Consider the following 20,992-nt stretch of genomic DNA (forward strand, 5'->3'; position numbering starts at 1 on the left):
AGGAGAAACATCTTATGGCTTCCACTGCACCAACGCTCACCCTTAACAACGGCGTGCAGATTCCCGCTTTGGGGCTCGGCGTTTTCCAGAGCCCACCCGAACAGACTGCCAACGCTGTGGCCGAGGCACTACGCGTCGGCTACCGACACATCGACACCGCTGCAGCTTACGGCAACGAGCGAGAGGTGGGTGAGGGGCTACGCCGTTCCGGTATCTCACGCGAAGAGGTATTTGTTGAGACCAAAGTATGGATTTCCGACTACGGATATGAATCAACGCTCAAGGCCTTTGAAACATCTGCCGGCAAACTTGGTGTGAATGTCATTGACCTGTTGATCTTGCACCAACCGGTACCTAATCGCTTCTCCGACACCTTGGATGCCTACCGTGCACTCGAGAAGTTGTTGGCCGATGGTCGTGTCCGGGCCATTGGAGTCAGTAACTTTATGCCCCAACACCTAGAACGGTTGCTTGCCGAGACTGAAATTGTCCCGGCCGTCAACCAGGTGGAATTGCACCCGTACTTCACCCAGCCAGAAGTGCAACGGGCCAATGCCGACGCGGGAATCTTGACCCAGGCATGGTCACCGATTGGTGGCATCACCGTCTACCCAGGATGGGGTAATGGACTGGGCAATGTCCTGCAGGATCCAACTATTGCTCAGATTGCCACTACGCATCAGCGCAGTGCTGCCCAAGTGATGCTGCGTTGGCACTTGCAGCAAGGGCGTAGCGCCATCCCAAAGTCGGTGAATCCGTCGCGCATTGCCGAGAACTTTGACGTCTTTGGATTCTCACTTTCTGAAGACGAGATTGCCCAGATCGATGCATTGAATACCGGTGTGCGTGGTGGCCCGGATCCTGAGGCTGTGCGTTAGAACCGAGACACCGTGTCGGGCAGTCACTACGGTGACTGGCACCCTAGTGTGTGGAATGTGGCTCTTTGGCGAAAGTGAGCACGAAGAGTGAACAGAGCAAAGTCACAGCGCTCATCACCAGCGCAATGTGCAACAAAGAAAGTACATGGGTCAGAGCTCCTGCAATTAACCCCGGGATTGCGGCAGAGCTGTAGGAGATAAGGTAAATGGTTGCCAGAATTCCTGAGCGTTCTTGTGGCCGTGCGTTAGTAAGTAGAGACTGAACGGAACCGGAAAATGCGGCACCCCAGCCGGCTCCCGCGATAAGACTGGCGATGAGGAAGGGAATGGTTGCGTTCATTGCTAGGCTCGCAACCACCCCGGTAATGGCAAACAGGAAAAGGGCCATGCCTAAACGCTGTTTCTTCGCGGGGCTAAGGCGACCGGTCAGCAACCCACCGAGCGGGTTGAACAGCATGATCGAGGCGAAGACCGCTGCTGCCAAAAGAGCGTTGGTGGTGCCGAACTGCTCACCTGCCACCGTTGGTCCAAAGCTCTGATAGAAGGCACCCATGACCCAGGTTCCGAGGATCACGGCGGCGGCGTAGGGCAGAACACGACGTGATTCCGGTGGCAGAGCCAATTTGGGGCGGATACTCTTTGATGCCCCCGGACTACGGTCTACCGTCTCCGGGCTCAATGCAATGAGGGAAGCGCACAGTGCAAGAAGGATGATGAATACAAGATAGACAAGCTGACGCGGAGCGGGCCCATACTCCACGAGTGCTCCAGAAAGTAGCGCACCAACAGGTAAGCCAAACATGGGAACGGTACCGGTGATGGTCGAGGCCAGCCAGGCCGGCTTAGTCGGTGCGGCGTCGACAATGTAGGCGGCGACGGCGCTGGAAGCGAGTCCGCCGCCAAGTCCTTGCATTGCCCGCCCTATGATCAGCGGGGTGGCGCTTTGGACATTGAGCATTAGCAGGCAACCAACTACGGCGAAACCGAGCGCTGCGAAGGCAACCGGCTTGCGTCCCAGGTAATCAGAGACGCGGCCAAAAAATAACAGTGCCACGGCCACAGCAATGAAATAGGAAGCTGCAACAACGGCCAGCTGACCGGTGCCAATCCCATCCTCCAGACGGTAGGTCTCATAAAGGGAGACTGGGGAACCAGCGGCCGCAAAGACGGTGCCCAACGAGAGACTGGCTGCCAGGAAACCGAGACGTTGGCGTTTGATGGTGGGCGTGGTGGTGGTCAAAGTTTTAGTCCTTTCCGCAGGCTACGGTAGGCCGTGTTGGTAGTGCTCTAAGTAGCCTGAATTCATTCCACCGTGCTTTGATGGCGCCCAACAGGCCCAGCTCTACCGGGGTTCTGGCAGAACCTGTCTGGTTGTGGCTTCCCAGATTTAGAATTGCTCCATGACCTCGCAGCGCTCCCCAAGAAACCAACAAGCCCGTGACTTCCTTGTTACTCGGCGCGCCAAAATCACCCCGGAGATGGCAGGTCTTGAACTGTTCGGAGGTAACCGTAGGGTTCCCGGGTTGCGCCGTGAAGAGGTTGCGATGCTCGCCGGACTTTCGGTCGACTATTACACGCGGCTAGAGAAGGGGAATCTCGCCGGCGCTTCCCAGAGCGTGTTGGATGGGATCTGTAGAGCGCTACAACTGGATGAAGCTGAAAGAATGTACCTCTTTGATCTTGCTCGCGAGGCAAATTCCAGTAATCCATCAGCGCGCCGGCACCACGTAAGTCGGCCAGCGAAGCTCACTGTACGGCCAGGGGTACAACAGATCCTCGATGGCATGACACGCACCCCAGCGTTTGTACGCAATGGCCGGCTGGACATCGTTGCAACGAACTTACTTGGCAGGGCGCTGTACGCGCCACTGTTCGACAGTCCAACGCGTACCAGCGCCCAAGCACTACCAAACATGGCACGCTTTCGATTCCTAGACCCAGCCGCGCGAGAGTTTTATCCTGACTTTGATTCCTCAGCCGGAGATAACGTCAAGTTGTTGCGTACTGAAGGTGCGCGCCATCCGCATGATCCAGGATTCACTGAACTGGTAGGTGAACTCAGCACGCGCAGTGAAGACTTTCGCATGTTGTGGGCATCGAATGATGTGAGACTGCATCACAGTGGGACAAAGCTGTTCCACCATCCGGTGGTGGGGGAGTTGCGTCTACACTTTGAAGCTTTTGATCTTCCGGGAGATCCAGGTCTGGCACTGACGGCGCTGAGCGCACCAGTTGATTCAGCGGCCGCGCAGCGATTGGACTTACTTGCCAGCTGGGCGCTCTCCGTCGAGTCATCAGCTACGCAGCGAGTGACAGGCATCGACTTGCAGTCCTGACGCTCATGGAGGAGTTTCTGTGTCGAGGCTCTCTGTTCATATCATGAGCTCGACTCCGTGACAAGAATTATTCGGGCTTCAGGCTGAGAGCCAGTCGTTTCCATTGAGAATTGCCGGCATCCGATTCGGCATTTTAGACGGCGAGAGAGTGGATGGTGGAAGCCAGATAGATATTGCGTGTGGTATTGATAATCAGTGTCGTCTCATCCCTAGCCAACAGTCAGATCTAGTTCAACGAGGGTCGTCTGATTTTTCGTTGCGTACACTTTTCCGTTGGCGCCACTTGCTGCACGCACTCCCAACTTGGTTGTAGCGACATCGCCAATCTGGTGGCTGCGTTCGTGAAGAAAATCGATGAGGGTAGCGCGACCTGATGCAAGATGCACGACACGATCTCCTCCATCAAGAAGGGCGATACTCGCGTTGTTCCATCCAGCGCGAGCCTGCGAATTATCAGCCTTGGTCAACTTGTGTTTCTTCGCTAGTTTGCCGGTACGAATATCAATCACGGCAATTCCTTCAACATCAGAAACAAGTAGCCATCCCGGAACGAGCGAAGCCGTATAGAGTGCCCCGGCATTGGAGACCGGTTGGGATTTCCAAACAATTTTTTTCTTTTGGATATCAAACTTGAACACGTACGCCGCACCGTCGGTATCGGGGATTCCGTATCCATTACGTACCGACGTCGTGCCATATAGATATTCATCGGTAGCGGCAAGGGAGACTATTGAATGTCCCTTGATGAAGCCTTCGCCGTCTCCATCAAGAACCCATTCAACGCTGTTGTCTCCAGGATTGATCATTCCGATAACGCCACCTGATAAGCCATAATCGGGGACCGTTCCGAAGAAGACATTTGTTGAATTTTTCGCCCATCCAAAAGGACGAGATTGACGATATTTTGTTCCGAGTCGTATGAATCTGTCATATGCAGCAGGCTCAGTACGGCGCGTGGTGTCCAAACTAATCAAGTCCGCACCACCATATGAACCCAAGTAAGTTCTGGTTGGATTGAACTCGATCATGCCCTCGATCTGGTTGATTTCAGTGACTTGCGGGGGAGACTGCCAGCTGTGCCCAGAGGTCGGATTTAGCGCAACGACGCTGCTACCCATGAAGCCACCTAAGTAGATGTTGCCATCACTGTGACCCAATATCGAATGAATAGTCAGTTCACCTGGCTCAATTGGTATGTCCACGGTTGCTGAGACACGTTGAGAGTTGATATCGAAGATTTCAATTTTGATCCCTTTGGTGCTTTGGCCTATCACAGTTACTTGTGTCCGGAACGAAACAATGGACAAAGGTTTATCCGTGGAGATAGCGCCCATCGCAACGTCGGTCCATTTGACCGTATCTGTGCCGAAGAGCTGTTTATCTGTCACGGTATAAGTGTTTGCACTCTCGCCAACCAGATCGGAAGCAATTCGACGATCCCAAACGCGCTCCACAGGAGCAGACCATTTCTTTGTCGTTGTGTCGAGCAGAAGCTGTTCTTTGATGCCACTGGCTGTGACCGCAACCTTGGTTCCAAGAGTGGTAAGGCTACTGATAAAACCTTCGTTGACCTTTTGAGGTAGGTTGATTTCTAAGACATTTGAAGGATTTGAAGCTGGGAATGTGTAGACCTTCGGATTAACAGAACCAGTACCGGCCCAGATGACATCACCTGAGCTGATAGTTACAAAACGAACATAATCGGCCTCGGGCGCAAGTCGCTTAAAGACGGTGATTTTCTCGTTGCTGGGTTCATATTTGAAGACGGACCCGATCGGGTATGTTCCACCCCAAACATTTCCCTTTGAGTCCAAACTCAATTCGTAAATTACAGTCGCGTCCTCGACGTCTCCGAGTTTGTTGATGTTACTTGGATTCGTTGGCGTCCACGAATAGATGATCGACTTGGCCCCGATATATAGGATCTTACGTTGAGCGTCCCAGACCATCGTTTCTATGCCACCAGTGTGACTGTCATTGAGGTGAAGCGTGTGCCTCACGGCCTTGCTTTTCGGGTCCAGGATTTGAAGCTGGTTTTTCAATCCAACAATGCTGACAGCTAAGAGAGGGTACGGGTTGGCACCAAAACCTCGTAATGGTTCAACATTTTTGACTTTTACGCTGGGGAAAGCGCCGGGATAGCTTCTGGCAATGCCGGGTGTGCGCGGCCCTTCCTTCAAAGTCGAAATGACACGTGGGTCCCGATTTTTCAGTGTCGACTTAGCCGTAGTAACGGGCTTTGGTGGCTCGGTCGCAGAGGGCGTTGGTTGGCTAGGAGATTCTTGTGGCGCTGTTGTGCAACCAGACAAGGTGGTCAGTGCGCCAGCAGCACCAAGCATGGTCCAAGAAAGTACTTTTCGACGTGAAATAGATGAAGGATTGTTCGGCACGTCTAAGTGCAATGGATTCGCTCCTGAAGTTGCGGTAGACCCCTGTACGTCTCCAACCTATCAAGTCATTGTGGGTTCTGTCTGGGAAAGAAATCGGTTTAGTCGCTAGAAGAAAAGTGAGTACGGCGACGATACGAGCAATCAGACTTCCAACGACGGCTACGCCGAGTAGGCTTCGAGCACCTGGTCGTTAAACGGAGCCCACGCCTCAACAGCCCATTGTCCAAAGTTTTTATCGGTCAGGGTGACACAGGCTAAACGGTGAACGGGATCGACCCAGAGGAAAGTTCCTGACTGTCCGAAGTGCCCGAAAGTACTTGCTGGATGGTTGGCTCCGGTCCAGTGTGGATTTTTGGTGGATCGAATCTCGAAGCCCAGACCCCAATCGTTAGGATTCTGTCGGCCGTAACCAGGCAGAATGCCAGCAAGATTCTCAAAATGTACGCGAGTGGCATCATCGAGAGTCTCTTTGGCAATAATGGTGGGGTTCATTAGTTCAGCGGCGAACTTAGTTAGGTCTGCTGCTGTGGAACGGCCATCTTTAGCGCAACTTCCGGCGATCTGAGTCTGATCCATACCCAATGGTGCAAAAACTGCCTCGTGCGCATATTCGGCCATGCTCATTCCAGTTTCCTGCTCCAAATGCGCAGCAAGCTTCTCGAAACCGGTATTGGAATATCCTCGCTTGGTACCGACCTCAAAGCGAATGGTTTCCGAATCGAAGTCATAGCCTGCGGTATGCGCCAACAAGTGGTGAACGGTGGATCCTTCGGGACCGGCCGGATCATCGAGGCTAATAGCTTCTTCTTCCAAAGCCACCAAGAAGGTGTAAGCACTGAGGAGCTTGGTGACCGAGGCTAAGGTATACACACGATTCACATCACCGTGTTGGTCAAGCACTTGACCCTGGCCATCTACAACTACGGAAACTGCGTTCTCGGAAGGCCACTGGTCAATCTGGCTCAGAATGCTCATGGAATGATCTATCCCTCGATATTTCTTGCTGGTAAATGCGAGCAGAATCAGAAAAGCCAAGCACGCTTCGCTAGAATTGCGTGAAGGATTGAGTGTTACTACCCAAACCAACCTTAGCGATCTGACCCAAACTTAGGAACTTTACGCTGTGCATCTAAAGACTCTTACCGTTCGCGGATTCAAGTCTTTCGCGTCGGCGACAACTTTTGAGTTTGAGCCAGGGGTCACCGCGGTGGTTGGACCCAATGGCTCCGGCAAATCCAACGTTGTTGATGCATTGGCTTGGGTTATGGGTGAACAGGGAGCTAAGACTCTTCGCGGCGGCAAGATGGAAGATGTCATCTTCGCTGGCACCTCGGGACGTCCACCCTTAGGCCGTGCCCATGTTTCATTGACTATCGATAATGCCGATGGTCAACTTCCCATTGATTATGCGGAAGTGACTATTTCGCGCACCCTATTCCGTGCCGGAGGTTCGGAATACGCCATCAACGGGAACTCCTGCCGTCTATTGGATATCCAAGAGCTACTCTCAGACTCAGGCCTTGGACGCGAAATGCACGTCATTGTTGGTCAAGGCCAGCTTGACCGAATCCTGCACGCAACCGCTGAAGACCGCAGAGGATTTATCGAGGAAGCCGCCGGTGTACTCAAGCATCGTCGTCGAAAAGAAAAAACGCTTCGTAAGCTCCAAGCAATGCAAGGCAACCTTGATCGTCTTGAAGACCTCAATGCTGAAGTACGTCGTCAGTTGGCGCCCCTTGGCAGGCAAGCGAAGATTGCTCGTAGAGCTCAGAGCGTGCAACACGATGTACGCGACGCTAAATCGCGTCTGCTTGCAGATGATTTGGTGACGCTAAACAATCGCCTGGCCCAGGACATCGATGATGAGTCGAAAGTCCAAGCACAGCAGCAAGAAGCCACGGACCGCCTTGAACGCGTCAAAAGACATATCGCTGAGCTAAACACACAACTAGAAAATGTCACCCCGCGCTTGGGCAAGATGCAAGACACCTGGGTGGCACTAAGTACCCAGGCCGAGCGTTTCCGTTCCTTAGCAGCCTTGGCCCGTGAACGTAGCAAATTGCTAGAAAGCAATGAAACGCACTTCGACTCCAGTCGTGACCCGGAGAGGCTTGAAGCTCAAGCCGAACGCATGAGCGAAGAACTCGCAGAGCTTGAAGAAGCATTAGAGGACCGTCATGAAATTCTTGCTGAAGCTGTAGAGGCTAAAGAGCAGGCCGAAGAAGAGTCCCGTGCAGAACAACAGCGCATGGCTGCCATGCTTCGTGCTGCTGCAGACCGCCGTGAAGGAATCTCACGTCTTGCCTCACAAGTCGCTTCAGCACGCAGTCGTGTAGATGTCACCCGAGCAGAAATTGTTCGTCTGCAGGAAAGCGTGCAGTCTTTTGATTCAGATCTCCAATTGGATCAGCGTTCGCATGATGACGTCTCAGCGGATTTGGAGACCCAACTTGCTGGAGAGTTAGAACTCAACGAAACATTTGAGCTAGCCGACAAAGAATTCTCTGAACTGTCCCAAGCCCAGCAGCGCGACACGCAACGTGAACGCGAACTATCGGTACGAGTCTCTGGCCTACGTTCCAGGCTTGAAGCGTTGAAGCTGAACACCAAGCCCGATGACCAGTCATCGCAGTTATTGCACTCATACTCGGACTCCCTGCTAGGACGTCTTGGTGAGTTGATGTCAGTCAACCCCGGGTACGAGCAAGCCGTCGCAGCAATTCTTCGGGACAATGCCGAATCATTGGTGGCAATTGATGGACAGCGCGCAGAGGGGTTACTGGAACAGCTGAAGTCCAATGACGCGAGTGCAGTATTCCTGCATGCCGATATCAAAGCCACCGATACGGCAACCCCCAAACTTACTAGCGCAATTAGCGCCCGTGACGTGGTTGAGTCAGATGAAAAAGTCGCTGCACTATTGGATCAACTGTTCGCCGGGCACTATGTCGTTGAAGAACTAGAACAGTCGCAGGCAGTGTTGGCTGAAGACCCAGCCGCCAGCGTGACGACACTAGATGGGGCAACGTTCTCCGCTCTCCGAAGTTCTGTCGGTGACGCTGCCGGCGCGTCTTTGATAGCCCAACAAGCCATGGTTGAGCAAACCGAAAGTGAACTCAACGAATGCCAAGAAGAGCTATCCCAAGTCGAGGAAAGCATCGCTGAACGTTCCCCTCAACTTTCGGTGGCGCAACAGCAACGAGATGATGCCCTCTCGGCACTGAGCGAATCCGACGCAGCCATTGATGAACTCAGTTCCTATTTGGCTCGATTGGGGCAGAAGCTTCGTAGCGCCCAGGCCGACAAACAAAAACTCATTGAACGCCTTGAAGCGTCCAACGAAAAATTGGAAATCGAACAGGAATCTCTAGAAGAGATCACTGAACGTATGGAGTTGGCCTCCACAGATCAAGATGACGAAACCATTGATGACGCAGCCCGTGCCGCGCTCGCCGATGCCGCCGCAGCCGCCCGCCAACAGGAACTAGAAGCTCGTCTTGCCTTGCGCAGCAGTGAAGAACGCGTCTCGGGACTGCGCTCGCGCATTGAGGGGCTTCGCAGAACCGCCGCGGCCGAACGCAACCACCGCGAAGTGGCCATGCGCCGAGCCGAACAGCGAAAAGCCCAAGCTGCCAATGCGAGCCGAGTGGAGCAGTCTGCCGAGCGAGTCTTGCGTTTCATCGAAGTTTCCTTGTCCATGGCCGGCTCTGAACGCGAGGAGCTGGCTTCCAAAAAGGCTGAACTGGACCAGCTGCTGACTAACCAGCGCGCCGAGGCGGAACAGCTCTCTGCCGAGTTGGCTCGGTTGGCGGACGCAGTGCACCGTGATGAGATGGCCCGTGCCGAATTGCGTCTGCGCATCGAAAACTTAGAAACCAAGGCGCTAGAAGAGTTGGGCTTTACCCCCGATCATCTGATTGCCAACTTTGGCCCTGACCAACTGATCCCTGAAGCGATTGACGAAGACGACAAATGGGGGGAGTCTTCGTCAGAACGTAGACGAGGATGGTAACCCCGTTGGGACCAAACCTTTTGACCGTGTTGAGCAAGAGAAGCGTCTGAAGAAAGCGGAAAGGGATCTTTCAGCGTTGGGAAAGGTCAACCCGCTCGCATTGGAAGAATTTGCTGCTCTTGAAGAGCGCCACAAATTCCTCTCTGGTCAGCTGGAGGACTTGAAGAAGTCACGAGGAGATCTGGAACAGATCATCGCGGACGTGGATGCGCACGTGGAACGGGTCTTTACCGAGGCCTATAACGACACTGCTGTGCAGTTCAAACGGATCTTTGACCGTTTGTTCCCGGGTGGAGAAGGCCAGCTAGTGCTCACGGACCCTGAGCACATGCTGACCACGGGTATTGAGGTTGAAGCTAGGCCTGCAGGCAAAAAGATCAAACGACTTTCACTGCTTTCCGGCGGTGAACGTTCTTTGACCGCAGTGGCACTGCTGGTGGCGATCTTTAAGGCGCGCCCTTCACCGTTCTACGTCATGGATGAAGTTGAGGCAGCTCTTGACGATATGAACCTTGGCCGCTTGATCACCATCTTTGAAGAGTTGCGTGAATCGTCGCAGTTGATTGTGATTACTCACCAGAAGAAGACCATGGAAGTGGCTGACGCGCTTTATGGTGTCACGATGCGCGGTGACGGTGTGACTACGGTGATTAGTCAAAAGATGGACCGAGTAGTGCCTCAGTAGGGGTGCTTTGAACGTCAATCAATCAGAATAGGGTCGCTTGTCGCTCCAACCCCGCCAGCCGTTATCAATTTGTAACATTCCTAATCAGGTGGCAAATAGCACTCTCGGTGATGTCGTGTTGTGAACACGTTCCCTGTATATAATCAGGGTAGACATACATCGAACCCTGGCTAGGGTTCTAAATTTTGGGAATCTGATGGCTCTGTTTAGACGACGCAATAAAGCTTCAAATGACAATGTTTCTCACGTGGAAGCGGCGTTGCCCCCTGAAGCGCCCAAGCCACAAGAGGTGCAGCCGGTGGTTGCTCAGGCGAAGCCGGTACAACAGGCCGAAGCTCCGGCTGCTGCAGAGGCGGAATCGAAGCCGGCTGGAATTTTTGTCAGCGTCATCATTCCTGTTTACAACTCGATGCCGTACCTGACTGAACTGCTCAACTCTCTGGAGCTTCAGGACCTGGATAAGAGTCTGTATGAGGTCATCGCCGTTAATGATGGATCCACCGATTTTGGTGGTGAAATTCTGGACGTCTATGCCAAGCGCAATGCAAACTTCACGGTTGTTCACCAAGAAAACAGTGGATGGCCAGGCAAGCCACGCAACGTTGGTACTTCGCTGGCAAAGGGCGAATACGTTTTCTACGCGGACTCTGACGATACGTTAGGCACCGAAGCTCTGCGTCGAATGCGCGACTTCGCCCTAGAACATGATGTTGATGTGCTCGCTCCAAAGCTGGTTCCTGTTGGTGGCCGAGTGATTCGAACCTCGCTGTTCTCATCGACTCAGGTTGATGTGCCCCTTGAGCAGATCTTTGCCACCCTCATGCCACAGAAACTCATTCGCCGCCAGATGATCCTGGATCATGATCTTCGTTTTGCTGAAGAGAAAGTGCGTCTTGAAGACGGCATGGTGTTGGCCGGATGCTACTTGCACGCCAAACGAGTCAGCGTCCTGGCTGACTACGAGTACTACTACATCCGCGAACGCGGCGATGGAAACAACATCAGTGCTCAGCCATTTGAACCTAAGGGTTATGTAGAGTCCATGACCCATATCAGCAACACCATTCGCGATAACACCACCGATGACCCAGAGCTGGGCCGCCGATTGATTGCTGGACTGTTCAAGCGCAAGGGTCTGAAGTTCTTCGTTGGCGATCGCTTCTTGAAGTACCGTGAAGCACGCGCCAAGTTGTGGACGGCTGCTTTCGGCCCATATGTCCAAGAATTCTTGGCCGAGCGCACCAACGAAGTGCTCAGCGACCAAGATACTGCCAAGGCCAAAGCAATTATGGCTGGGGACTATGAACAGCTGAAGTTGCTGGCGGCTAAGGACGAACAGGTCGCCGAGCGGCCCGAACTGACCAAGGCCACTGCGAAGAGCGATCATTTTGAATTGCACTTCACTAGCCCGGGTGTTGGACCGACCCCACGCGCCCTTTACATCGATGAACGAGAAAGCGAGCGCCGCCTGCAATTCGAGGTCGCCGAACAGGGTAAAGGGCGTTACATTGCAAAGATCCCGTTTGCGGCTTTGGCGGCACAAAAGTTGGGCATCGGCGATATTCATGTGAAGTATGACCACGCTGAGACACGTCGTATTCGCGTTCCGGCGAACGTCAAGGAAGCTACTGCCTCTGGTGTCCGCGTCTACCGCACCATCAAGGGTGCCTTGAGCATTGACCTGCGCAAGTCAACGCTCGTCTAGAAACAAATAAGCTTTGGAGCGAACACCCGTGGTGTTCGCTCCAAAGCATTTAAAGGCCTGCCCATCTTGGGGCTTGAATGTGCTCTCGGTCCGAACTAGGCAGCGCCCTTTGTCGAAGCCTGATCATCGTCTAGCGCCACCGGGCGAATGGTGCGCGGGACAAAGCTCCAACCGAGCAATCCAACCAACGCGACTAAGGCAGAAACGCCAAAAGCGATTTCGTAGTTCAATGAGTCGGCGAGGAATCCGGCGAGTAGTGGGCCAATAATCGCCCCGAAATCCTGACACATCTGGAAACCTGCCAGTGCCGTACCACCATTACGTCCGGTGCCGATGACATCAGAAATTGAAGCCTGCTGGGCAGGGCCTAGGATGCCGCCACCGAAACCAGCGAAGATGGAGCACACGACAAAACCAGCGGCCGAGGTAAAGATACCCATGGACCCGATGGAAAGCAGTAAAAGGGTCAACCCGAGCATGACAGGTATTTTGCGTCCCACTCGGTCGGTGAGTTTTCCAGAGAAGAGCAGTGCACAACCATTACCGATGGCAAATAATGCCATCGACAACCCGGCAATTGTGGTTCCCAGACCATCGCCGAAAACAGCTAGGGCAAAGAGCGGGATCATACTGTTGCGGATGCCAAAGGCTAGCCAGCCATAGCTAAAACCGGAGAAGAGCGCAGCGCGGTAGGCGGGGGAGCCCAGGGCTTCACGGGTGGTGACCACCTCAATGGCTTGACGGGCCTTAGCTGGATCCTCGGCATCCTTATCCAGGTCACGTCGGCGTCCCAAGGCGAAGTAAACCACTGCTGCTGCAATGACCAGCGCAGTACCGTAAATAAAGAACGGTACTCGCATACCTAAAGGTGCCAGAACGCTACCGAGTACCGGGCCTGCAACATTGCCCAGCAAGAAAGCTCCGGCATAAAGACCGGAAATTCGGCCACGGGATTCTTCGGGGGAAAGCCTGGCAATCAGTGCCATCGCTGAAATGGTGAACATGGTGGAGCCAAAGCCACCGAGTCCACGGGCGATTAATAACTGCGTGTAATCCTGAACGAAACCGCACAGCAAGGTTGAGATGGCAACGAGTAAGACACCGGTGACGTAGATGCGAGGTTCGCCGAGCTTGCCAACCAGGGCGCCGGCCACCGGGGCAAAGATCAAACGGGTAAAAGCGAAAATGCTGACGATAATGCTGGCAGCTGCAGCACCGACATCAAAGCTCACCGCATACTGCGGCAAGATGGGCGCGATGAGCCCAAAACCCAAAGCGATAATGAACGCTGCCACCAGCAGTACGCCTATTTCTCTAGGAATTGGTGCGCGTACAGCAGTTTTACGAGAGGAGAACAACATGTTTGCCGATGGCCTGTGGAGTCACAGGCCTTCTAGCCTTTCTACGGAAAAGTGAGGCGATAGAGCCTGAACAAGTCTATGTCCTTCTGAGCAGTCTGATCCTGTGATCTCTAGTGCTCTTCACGAAGTACCCTAGCGTGGTAACTCACAGAAGATATGAGACGATTTAACCTGTGACTGATTCGCTTATATTAACTATCATCATCGTCGCGGTTGTTGCCGTGGTAGCCATTGGCGTCATTGCCTATGTCTCCAAGGGACGCAAGCCAAAGACTCCTTACACTTCTGAACGCGATGCCGATGACTTGCCGGCCGGTACTCAAGCTCCGAGCGCTACCGATGTCGCTGCTGATAATGCCAGCGTTACCGATACTGCCATTGCAGTTGAAGAGCCAGTCTCTCCGGCCGCACCGCAGCTCGATGTTCCAGAGCCTGTTCAAGGTCGCTTGGCTCGATTGCGTGCCCGTCTGACCAAGTCCAACAACATGTTCTCCAAGGGTCTGCTGGCACTGCTGAGCCAGGACTCCATCGATGAGGATGTCTGGGACGAGATCGAAGAGAATCTGCTCATGGCAGACCTCGGTACCGAACCAGCCCTAGAGCTGGTGGATGCCTTGCGCGAACGCGTCAAGATTGAAGGTAGTAAAGATCCTGCCCGCGTGAAAGCGATGTTGCGCGAAGAGCTCTTGAAGCTCGTTGATCCAAGCCTTGATAGAAGCTACCTACCGCAGCCACACCCAGATCGCCCAAGCATCATCATGGTCGTCGGCGTCAACGGTGTTGGCAAGACCACCACCATTGGCAAGATGGCGCGTGTACTTGTTGCTGAAGACAAGGATGTTCTCCTGGGTGCTGCTGATACCTTCCGTGCCGCAGCTGCCGAACAGTTGGCTACCTGGGGTGACCGCGTTGGTGTTCCAACCGTACGTTCGGACATTGACGGTGCTGATCCAGCTTCGGTTGCCTTCGAAGCAGTTTCTGCTGGTATCGACCAGGAAGTCGATATCGTCATGATTGATACCGCAGGGCGACTGCAGAACAAGGTCGGCCTGATGGACGAGCTGGGCAAGATCAAGCGCGTCGTGGAAAAGAAGGCCGCTATCGACGAGGTCCTACTTGTCCTAGATGCCACCACCGGACAGAACGGTCTGCAACAGGCCAAGGTCTTCTCCGAGGTTGTCAACGTTTCGGGCATCGTGCTGACCAAGCTTGATGGCACCGCTAAGGGCGGCATCGTAGTTGCCATTCAGCGCCAGCTGGGTGTGCCGGTGAAGTTGGTTGGTCTGGGAGAGGGACCAGATGATCTGGCTCCGTTCAACCCAGAAGACTTCGTTGATGCACTGCTTGAAGGCTAACTGAAACGCACTTGAATCACAGATGAGGCCCTGCCATTTGGCAGGGCCTTTGCTGTACCCAAGTCTTCTTGCTGGACCGCAGTGCTCCACGGTGTGGTGATGGAGTCGTGTGCTGGAAGAAGATAACAATCCATACCTTCTGGATGGATCGTGCTGGAGGTCGTAGAGATAGAAAATCAACGCCCAAGGATATTGTGAAGCGACTAAATCGCTGAGTTTGAGACAAAGCTACAGGTGGGGTAGCTCTGGGAGTGATGATCCAAACCATCGCCCTATTCTGAACGAATCAGGTTTATGCGAAAACGCGCGAAACACGTGAATCCTTAAAATATAAAGAATTGATTAAAGCCTTGTGAGAGGTGTAGTTCCCGCTTATTCTTCCAGTGGGACAAGCTTTCGGACGCTGTGCGTTTCGAAGTCATCACACGCACTTTCGGATAGAACGCGGGGTCAAAATCCGATGCAATCGTCAAAACTCAACTATCGGAGCGCTGCGATTGCTGCAGCGACAGCCATCTCGCTCATACTTGCCTTCACGGTGACAACCAACGCCTGGGGGTCAGCAAGTCGTCACAACGTCCAAATTCAAATGGGTCCCTATGACCCTGAAAACGCTCCGCCGTCAAAGTTCATCAAAAAAGTCACGGAGACCAGCACCACCGAGAACCTGAATCTCAGGAAGTCACCCTCAACCAGTGCTGGATCTCTTGGGATCATGCCCAAGGGAACAGTCGTTCGTCCAACGGGTAAAAAGCAGGATGTCTGGTGGCAAGTCACATGGGGAAGTAAAACTGGATGGTCATCAAGTAAGTACCTGACGACACGAACCTATGTTAAAGACGAGTCCGCAAGATACATGACTCGCTATACTCCCATCTACGCCACAAAGTCACTTCAGCAAAGTATTGGTGCCGTTAATCTGCGTACCAAAGTGAGCTTGCTTGAACTCAGTGGTACCAGCGCACACATTAAAACCGCTTATTATCACGGTTGGGTGGAAGCCAAGAATGTCGTCACAACCATTCCGGCTAAACAGTACCGATACGTTCAGCGTAGTGGCGGTATCTACTCCCATCAGGATCCAAAGAAAGCTACCTGTCTGGGCAGGATCCACCACGGAGAAAAATATGAATATCGTCGTTGGGATGCCACGCACAGAAAAGACGAAATCAACGTGAACGGGCGCTGGGTATGGACCAACACCACCAATAGGGGAGCAGTGACGATTCAATACCGGTACGCGCAACGTGATGGCTCGGTATATAACTCAGCAAAGAAGAGCAGCTCTAAGGTCGTTGGCACCATCAAACGCGGCACCAAGGTTCGCTGGGGTGCATGGGACAGCGTTAATCGACGCGATGAGATTCTTTTGAACGGCAAATGGGTGTGGAGTGATGTCACTGATCGCCCCAAACCTTCCGGCTACATTCCACCATCGGTTGACGTCAAGAACTACGCACGTTTCAGCAACAATGCTTTCTCGATACGGAAAATCCTGTCTCTAGCGCAGGAACAGTGGGCAGCATTAAGAAAGGCATGAAGGTCATCGTCACGCATAAAGCCGAAGGTGGTTGGGTGCGTGTCACCTCTGGCTCCCTGACTGGCTGGGTCATTGAAAAGGGAAATCTCAGGCGGCATGGCCCGTATTCGGTGGCAGTCTATGGAACGCTTCGCACCGGACAATCTGCCTATAACGTGATGAATGGATTCCAGCAGAAGGTGACCAATCAGAGGCTGGCCAGCTCATCTTTGTATCAGATGTGGAACCCTAATTGGACCTTCCTGACCAACGGTCCAAAGACCGTGGTTGCTGAACAGTTCCAGTACTCAGATGCTAAAGGTCCTGCGATGCTCAAGAAGTTGGACATCTACGAAGGGCAGCTGAAGTATCAGGGCAAGCCGATGTACACACGACAAAATGTGTACCTCACCGATGAATCCCAATCGTGGACTTACAAGACAACATCCTTCTCGGAAAAGGTGGTCAAGAACTCTGGCCGCTACATTTCCTCCGGCGATTTCTTAAAGCGTTCGTAACTTAGGGGAGCAGATCCATGGACAAGAACAGCGCAACCAAACAGGATGACAAGGCCAACGGACGTCAGCGCAAGATCCTGGTCAGTACCGCTGCCACTATTGCCGTCATTGGTGTTGCTGGAGGACTCATTCTTGCGAGTAATCAATACTGGGCTCAAGCAGGATCTACGTCGACTGAACTGCAAGATAGCTTGGCCAACGTGGCCAAAGAGGATGCAGAAACCGGGGAAGATGTAAAAGTTGATACCCAGGCTCAAGTCATTAAGAATCTTGGGCAGCCAGGCAAGCTCACCGTGGATGGGGCAAAGAAACCATCCTTTGAAATCACCGTACACAGCGTCAAAGTCATGAACAAGTGCACTTTGCGAGGATTTGGCGAGCAGATCTCTCCGGATAACAAGTATTTCCTTGTCTTGGATGTTAGTGCGTCACTGGCTGCATCAGCACAAGACGTAGTGGATGAAGAAATAGCCTTGATGCCACTTGATGCGTCCTCCTTTGGTGTTTCGCCAGGCGAGAACCGGAAAGTTTCCTACAACCTGAACACGATTGCTGCGTACTCCTGTGAGGTCAAGAATGCCTTGGATATTGCCGTAGGCGCGGGCGATGAAATTCGCGGCAATGTAGTTCTAGATTCGCCATACGCCACAGGCCAAGTTGTTTATGATCCAGATAAGACTGGCGGATGGACGTGGAGCTACTAGCCCGACAGAAAGTCGTAGGCCACGGGCGACACGCCCAAGCGATGACGCGTTGAAAGACCGCGCGTCAGTACCATGTGTCCACGAACTGCTTTGTGTTATGCCTAGTCAAGGATTGTATTTCAGGCCTAGGGGAATGGTCGTGTTGCTGAAGCATTGATGTGCGAAAACTAAGATTCTCAGAAACCAGTCAGGGTTTACGGCAAGGATTTATTCGGAGCAAGGGCGCCCTAGCTTTTTGGGTGCCCTGCTTTGACAACGAACCCAGACGGTGAAGGATTCTGCCACTAGTGTCGTCCAATCAAGACTTGCCCCTGCCCGTTAAACAGGACCCGAAACCCAAAGGATTCCGTGCAGACATTCAGGGGCTACGCGCCATTGCCGTAGGCATTGTTGTCTTGTATCACTTCTGGGGACATTACCTTCCAGGCGGTTTTGTCGGAGTAGATGTCTTCTTCGTCATCTCCGGGTTCTTGATCACCTCCCACCTGATTTCTAAGCCACCTAAGACTCTCTTAGACGTCGCTCAATTTTGGATGCGACGCGTGAAGCGTCTGATTCCCGCGTCATTCCTGGTCATTCTTTGCAGTGTTGCAGGTATTTGGATCTTTGCCCCTCAGACTCTTTGGCAAGACTGGGGACTTCAAGCAATCGCTGCCACTTTCTACTTCCAGAATTGGTTCTTGGCATTAACCAAGGTCGACTACCTTGCAGAAGGGGACGCGCCAAGCCCGTTCCAGCATTTCTGGTCTCTCTCAGCAGAGGAGCAGTTCTACTTCGTCTGGCCGGTGCTAATCGGACTATTGGTGCTTGCTGCATTGAAGTATAAGAAGAATCCAAAAGCCATCATCCTTGGTGGCATAGGGGTGATCTTCCTTGTCTCCTTTGCCTACTCCATGTATGCCACAGCAACGGATCCCGGCGCGGCCTATTTCTCCACCTTCACTCGTGTGTGGGAGTTTTCTGCCGGAGCACTCGTTGCTGCCTTGGGCGCCAAAGCGCACGCGGCCACCACTGACCGGTTAGCTTTGGTTGGTTCCTGGGGCGGCATTCTCGCTATTGCTTTTAGCGCCGTGATGTTCAGCGGACAGATGCCATTCCCCGGCTATATCGCAGCGATTCCGGTATTTGGTACCGTACTGGTCTTGCTGTGCAATTCCACGCACAAGTACTCGCCCAAGATCTTCTTAGACACCAAGCTATTCCAGTTCTTCGGTGACAACTCCTACGCCATCTACCTTTGGCACTGGCCACTACTGGTCTTAGTGCCATTCATGGTTGACGACTTCAAATGGCCACAGAAATTTGCGGCCTTAGCTTTGACGTTGATTCTGGCCGTTGCGACACAAAAGTTGGTTGAAGTTCGCTTCAAAAAGTTAATTGATACCTCTGCAATACTTTCGGCTCCGCGCTTCTTGACCGCAGGTAGTTTGGTCTTGGCTTTGTTCGCCGGTGCCTTCTATATGACCAGTACACGAGTCACCGAAGACGCTCAGGACATCAACAAGTCCCTAGCCCAGGTTGAAAAAACCGTAGGGGATGAATGCTTTGGAGCGTCGGCGTTGAGCGATAGCTGCGACAAGCCCGATGCTGCCCAAACTGCAGATCAACAGGTGGCTCCCGCACCAGTGGCGGCCAAAACCGACAAGCCCGTCGTCTATAAAGACGATTGTTTTGCCAGCCAAACTACCGACTTCCAGGATCGTCCGGTCTGCCATTACGGTAAGGGCGATATCAAGGTTGCATTGGTGGGTAACTCGCATGCAGGTCAGTGGTTCCCTGCACTGAATACGCTCGCTCAGGAGCACGGATGGCAAATTGATACCTATCTAGCGAATCGCTGTGCCATCATGGGCGAAGAACAGAAGTTTGATGACCAAGCCAGCGTTGAAGGGTGCGGTGATCTTGGCGGATGGGTGACCGATCAGATCAAGAAGGAAGATTATGATCTGGTGATTACCTCCAACCGGCAATCCGTGCCGGTCAGTGGCCACAGTATGGAATCATCGCAGGATCCAGCCACCGATGCCTACGAAAAACTCATGGGCGACTGGGCGGATACCGGTGCCGAAGTTGCGGTCATCCATGACACGTCATGGCCTGGAGCGACACTGGATAACGTACCCGACTGCGTAGCGAAAAATTCGTCGGATCCAGATGAATGCAGCGGAGATGCCGATGAGTGGATCCCACAGGACCCTCAGATTGACGCCGTGAAGTCTCTGGATGATCCAGATATTGTGCAGGTGGACATGAATGACCAACTCTGCGAAGACGGCACATGCTATTCAGTGATCGGGGGAATTGTCGCTTACTGGGATCATTCACACCTCAGCGCCACTTATGCTCAGTCTTTGTCTGAAACCTTAGGTTCACGGATGGAGAAGGCCTTGGATTCTGACAAATTATTCCCCGCGGCCTGAAAACATGTAACCCCTCAAAGCGTCACCTCATAAATCACAGAATAAAACACAGAGAAGCTACCGCTGGTTCATTCCAACGGTAGCTTCTCTACTTTTGGTTCTGCTCGCCTTTCTAAACTGTCCCTGCCAGGTGCCATCATCAGCAGTACCCGGATGCAATTGGGGGATCCGGGAACTCGCACCCATGAAATGGAGTAGAACCATGAAAAGGTTCATGTGGTCGATGGCGACCATGAGCATTGTCCTAGCCTTGAGCGCCTGCGGCGTTTCCACCGAGGACTAGGAAGCTGCGCAAGCTTCAGCCTCTGCGCTGAATTCTGAGAAGGAAGAGCTTGTGGCGCAACTGGCAGATACGAAACAAACACTCGATACGGTTCAAGCCGAGGCTGATTCTCTTCGCGCGGCTGAAGAAGAAGCGGCAGCTTCAAAGAAAGCCGAAGAGAAGAAGGCCAAGGAAGCGGCCGAAAAGGCTGAGAAGGAAAAATCCAACAAGGCTAAGAAGGTCAGCAAACGCGATCTGGCTCAAATCGTGAAGAAGCCTGATGCCCATATTGATGAGAACGTCATCCTTTACGCGCGGATCACCCAGTTCGATTCAGGAACCGGACCCTGCTCATTCCGTGCGGACTTGAGCCACGCTTATGTGGGGAAGTACGACTACGATTACAATTCCATGTTCTCTGCCGGAGACGGACTCTTTAGTTGCGACATCTTGGATGACTTCGTCGCAGATGACATCGTTCAGGTCACCGCTACGGTGCTCGGTTCGTTGACCTATGACACCACCATTGGTGGTTCAACCACGGTACCGAAATTCCAGGTGGTCAAAATCAAGCGAGCCTAAGGGCGCTGCTTAACTTATCCGGCGGTGTTGTTGACCGTGGATGCGCCGAGATTCCCAGCGATCCGGCGCATTCGTTGCCAACTTCACCGCCGATATTTTTATGCGTGAATCTACCGAAACAACAGTGAAACATTCACGAGAAGTAAACGTTACCCACAGGGGTGTCTTGATACACACTGGAAACGAATCCGCGAGTGTATCGAAACATCCGTGGCGAAGAATGGACTCATCGCCGGGCCAAGGACACCGCAATTCTGCAGTAGGG

The 20,992-nt window shown here is 53.1% G+C and carries 15 protein-coding genes; 11 read left to right on the forward strand and 4 right to left on the reverse strand.

What is annotated here, in order from left to right; all coding sequences use genetic code 11:
* Positions 1-14: 14 nt before the first annotated feature.
* Positions 15-878 (forward strand): aldo/keto reductase, encoded by an 864-nt coding sequence (locus QMQ05_RS07250; protein ID WP_345474225.1) that lies wholly within the window; start codon positions 15-17, stop codon positions 876-878.
* 43 nt (positions 879-921) lie between these two features.
* Here QMQ05_RS07250 and QMQ05_RS07255 read toward each other — a convergent pair whose 3' ends face one another.
* Positions 922-2,118, reverse strand: coding sequence for an MFS transporter (locus QMQ05_RS07255; protein ID WP_345474227.1), 1,197 nt, complete (start codon positions 2,116-2,118; stop codon positions 922-924).
* A gap of 160 nt (positions 2,119-2,278) precedes the next feature.
* On the opposite strand from QMQ05_RS07255, the gene QMQ05_RS07260 reads away from it, so the two are divergent.
* Entirely contained in the window at positions 2,279-3,214 is a 936-nt protein-coding gene (locus tag QMQ05_RS07260; protein ID WP_345474229.1) for a helix-turn-helix transcriptional regulator, read from the forward strand.
* Between the two features lie 209 nt (positions 3,215-3,423).
* Here the strand turns inward: QMQ05_RS07260 and QMQ05_RS07265 are convergent, their stop codons facing one another.
* Positions 3,424-5,616 (reverse strand): hypothetical protein, encoded by a 2,193-nt coding sequence (locus QMQ05_RS07265; RefSeq protein WP_345474231.1) that lies wholly within the window; start codon positions 5,614-5,616, stop codon positions 3,424-3,426.
* A 147-nt stretch (positions 5,617-5,763) separates the two neighbouring features.
* On the reverse strand, positions 5,764-6,579 hold the full coding sequence (locus QMQ05_RS07270; RefSeq protein ID WP_345474233.1) for a serine hydrolase domain-containing protein: 816 nt from the start codon (positions 6,577-6,579) through the stop codon (positions 5,764-5,766).
* Positions 6,580-6,727: 148 nt separating this feature from the next.
* Between QMQ05_RS07270 and QMQ05_RS07275 the strand changes: the two genes are divergently transcribed.
* The 3 genes from QMQ05_RS07275 to QMQ05_RS07285 all read left to right on the forward strand — a co-directional run bounded on the left by QMQ05_RS07275 (position 6,728) and on the right by QMQ05_RS07285 (position 12,006).
* A complete protein-coding gene (locus tag QMQ05_RS07275; protein ID WP_345474235.1) occupies positions 6,728-9,616 on the forward strand; it encodes an AAA family ATPase in 2,889 nt (962 codons plus the stop codon).
* 76 nt (positions 9,617-9,692) lie between these two features.
* Positions 9,693-10,301 (forward strand): AAA family ATPase, encoded by a 609-nt coding sequence (locus QMQ05_RS07280; protein ID WP_345474237.1) that lies wholly within the window; start codon positions 9,693-9,695, stop codon positions 10,299-10,301.
* A 196-nt stretch (positions 10,302-10,497) separates the two neighbouring features.
* Positions 10,498-12,006: a glycosyltransferase family 2 protein gene (locus tag QMQ05_RS07285; RefSeq protein ID WP_345474239.1), complete on the forward strand. Its 1,509-nt coding sequence runs from the start codon at positions 10,498-10,500 to the stop codon at positions 12,004-12,006.
* Between the two features lie 95 nt (positions 12,007-12,101).
* On the opposite strand, the gene QMQ05_RS07290 is transcribed toward QMQ05_RS07285, so the two are convergent.
* Positions 12,102-13,367, reverse strand: a complete 1,266-nt coding sequence (locus tag QMQ05_RS07290) for an MFS transporter (protein WP_345474241.1) — start codon at positions 13,365-13,367, stop codon at positions 12,102-12,104.
* Positions 13,368-13,540: 173 nt separating this feature from the next.
* Here QMQ05_RS07290 and ftsY point away from each other — a divergent pair, with 173 nt between their 5' ends.
* The 6 genes from ftsY to QMQ05_RS07320 all read left to right on the forward strand — a co-directional run bounded on the left by ftsY (position 13,541) and on the right by QMQ05_RS07320 (position 20,727).
* Positions 13,541-14,722: a signal recognition particle-docking protein FtsY gene (gene ftsY / locus QMQ05_RS07295; protein ID WP_334123549.1), complete on the forward strand. Its 1,182-nt coding sequence runs from the start codon at positions 13,541-13,543 to the stop codon at positions 14,720-14,722.
* 460 nt (positions 14,723-15,182) lie between these two features.
* Positions 15,183-16,262 carry an SH3 domain-containing protein gene (locus QMQ05_RS07300; protein ID WP_345474244.1) on the forward strand — a complete coding sequence of 360 codons (1,080 nt, stop codon included), beginning with the start codon at positions 15,183-15,185 and terminating at the stop codon, positions 16,260-16,262.
* Positions 16,238-16,759 carry a gamma-glutamylcyclotransferase gene (locus QMQ05_RS07305; protein ID WP_345474246.1) on the forward strand — a complete coding sequence of 174 codons (522 nt, stop codon included), beginning with the start codon at positions 16,238-16,240 and terminating at the stop codon, positions 16,757-16,759. Before QMQ05_RS07300 ends, QMQ05_RS07305 begins: the two co-directional genes overlap by 25 nt.
* A gap of 17 nt (positions 16,760-16,776) precedes the next feature.
* Positions 16,777-17,463, forward strand: a complete 687-nt coding sequence (locus QMQ05_RS07310) for a hypothetical protein (protein WP_345474248.1) — start codon at positions 16,777-16,779, stop codon at positions 17,461-17,463.
* Positions 17,464-17,750: 287 nt separating this feature from the next.
* Positions 17,751-19,883, forward strand: a complete 2,133-nt coding sequence (locus QMQ05_RS07315) for an acyltransferase family protein (protein ID WP_345474250.1) — start codon at positions 17,751-17,753, stop codon at positions 19,881-19,883.
* Between the two features lie 334 nt (positions 19,884-20,217).
* Positions 20,218-20,727: a hypothetical protein gene (locus QMQ05_RS07320; RefSeq protein ID WP_345474252.1), complete on the forward strand. Its 510-nt coding sequence runs from the start codon at positions 20,218-20,220 to the stop codon at positions 20,725-20,727.
* Positions 20,728-20,992: the final 265 nt, after the last annotated feature.

Source organism: Glutamicibacter sp. B1 (assembly GCF_039602135.1).
Lineage (GTDB): Bacteria > Actinomycetota > Actinomycetes > Actinomycetales > Micrococcaceae > Glutamicibacter > Glutamicibacter ectropisis.

Coding starts and splice junctions, on each gene's coding strand:
- QMQ05_RS07250 (WP_345474225.1), top strand. CDS start 15: ATGGCTTCCACTGCACCAACGCTCACCCTTAACAACGGCGTGCAGATT.
- QMQ05_RS07260 (WP_345474229.1), top strand. CDS start 2,279: ATGACCTCGCAGCGCTCCCCAAGAAACCAACAAGCCCGTGACTTCCTT.
- QMQ05_RS07270 (WP_345474233.1), bottom strand. CDS start 6,579: ATGAGCATTCTGAGCCAGATTGACCAGTGGCCTTCCGAGAACGCAGTT.
- QMQ05_RS07285 (WP_345474239.1), top strand. CDS start 10,498: ATGGCTCTGTTTAGACGACGCAATAAAGCTTCAAATGACAATGTTTCT.
- QMQ05_RS07290 (WP_345474241.1), bottom strand. CDS start 13,367: ATGTTGTTCTCCTCTCGTAAAACTGCTGTACGCGCACCAATTCCTAGA.
- QMQ05_RS07300 (WP_345474244.1), top strand. CDS start 15,183: ATGCAATCGTCAAAACTCAACTATCGGAGCGCTGCGATTGCTGCAGCG.
- QMQ05_RS07310 (WP_345474248.1), top strand. CDS start 16,777: ATGGACAAGAACAGCGCAACCAAACAGGATGACAAGGCCAACGGACGT.